The organism is Chryseobacterium sp. OSA05B (assembly GCF_019970065.1).
Taxonomy (GTDB): Bacteria; Bacteroidota; Bacteroidia; order Flavobacteriales; family Weeksellaceae; genus Chryseobacterium.
Genome location: NZ_JAHXYH010000026.1, coordinates 1 through 1,351, shown reverse-complemented (window position 1 = coordinate 1,351; position 1,351 = coordinate 1). Strand labels below are relative to the sequence as shown.

General features: G+C 52.3%; 1 protein-coding gene. It reads right to left on the bottom strand.

Going from position 1 to position 1,351, the window contains the following annotated elements; genetic code table 11:
• Positions 1–626 precede the first annotated feature (626 nt).
• Positions 627–776, bottom strand: coding sequence for a hypothetical protein (locus LC419_RS23405; protein ID WP_223609617.1), 150 nt, complete (start codon positions 774–776; stop codon positions 627–629).
• Positions 777–1,351 lie beyond the last annotated feature (575 nt).

Here is a 1,351-nt window from a genome sequence, read left to right as displayed (position 1 = left end):
GGGGAAACCTTTGCTTCGCAAGCTAGAAGAGGACCTGAAAAATCTCCCTCAAGCTATCGCGCCAAGCGCTAAAAACACGAAAATCGACCTCGGATACTCCTCACGCAAAGGGTGTGCCCGATTCAGGCGCTTTGTACTGATGGATCCAGATGTCCGGGCTTACTCTGGACGTCGATTTTAGAAGCAATAACTTCTGGTGGAGGCTCTGCTTCTTTTGTTCCTGGTGGAAGTACTAGACCTACTGGGTCTAAAGGAAGTACCGGGGTATTGGTTCCAATTGGGACATTAGAAGTGCCGAGACCGGACGGGTCGACAGAAAAGATTCCGTTGTTTTTTGAAGCCCAGTGCAGCGCCCCAGGAAGTGGGTTGGGGCAAGCCGAAAACTTAGCCGGGCTAAGTCGATAGCTTGCTCCGTCGGAGACAGCCGGCACGGCCAAGCCATTTAGGGCACCTAAATGTATAGCTTGCTCCGTCGCGCTGCTGCACGGTCGCTATTTCTCCGACGTCCTGTGCGGCTTTCTAAGGCGTTGGGACGTGACCACATGCAGTTGAGTTCTCTGGATCCTGTTCGAGGAGCTCTGAGCCGGGGAGAAAGCCGACCAGGAACAGACATAAGCACGCTTACCTCATGATCCGTCCGGATCAGTATCCAGCCCGTTGAGCTGGCACCCAGCCGTTGTTGTGTGGACCGAACTTAGCCGGCTGTTTTGGTCGGTAGTTTGCCGGCCTGTTTCGGTCACACCTCTTGCATCTTTGATAACCGTGGTCGGTGACATGACAGTTTTCGTTACGGTGGGACCATTTGGTGCCAGACGTATGAGGGATTATTTACCCACGTCAATGAGCAAACCAACGCTTCCTCAGAAGCAAGACATTGTGCTCGCTGTGGGTCCCTAATTCTGCTGTCACTGCTAGGCTTTAAACACCATTTAGTGAAACACTCGCGAGAACTGTTTCACGGTGTCACCTCACCCGTAGGTCAGAAGCGGGCGCTTAGTACATGGGTCAGAGCTTTTCGCATGGATTTTGCGCTCGATACACATCGGGCGTTCCTTCAATGCGGACGAAGCGAGGTGATACAAGGTGCATGAGTCTAACTGCTGCGCGTATTGCGCCGAAAAGCAGAAAGCCGCAACCTACTTGGGTTTAGTCTTCGCAGGACTCCAGGTAGTTGCAGCTTTCGTGCAGCTTTTCTTAGGCGCATAACCAGGTGGTCTTCTGACCGATCTGCCTCAGATGATCTTTCGATCTTCTGATCATGGTCTAGGCCCGGTGTTAGCGCACTGGGCCTATTCCTGTTTAGGAACCTAAGTCATAAAAAGAGGGCGTTCTCTCTTCTCATTCTCTATTC

What these genes read in the sequence shown, in the direction of transcription:
- LC419_RS23405 (WP_223609617.1), bottom strand. Translation starts at nt 776, where the DNA reads ATGTCACCGACCACGGTTATCAAAGATGCAAGAGGTGTGACCGAAACA.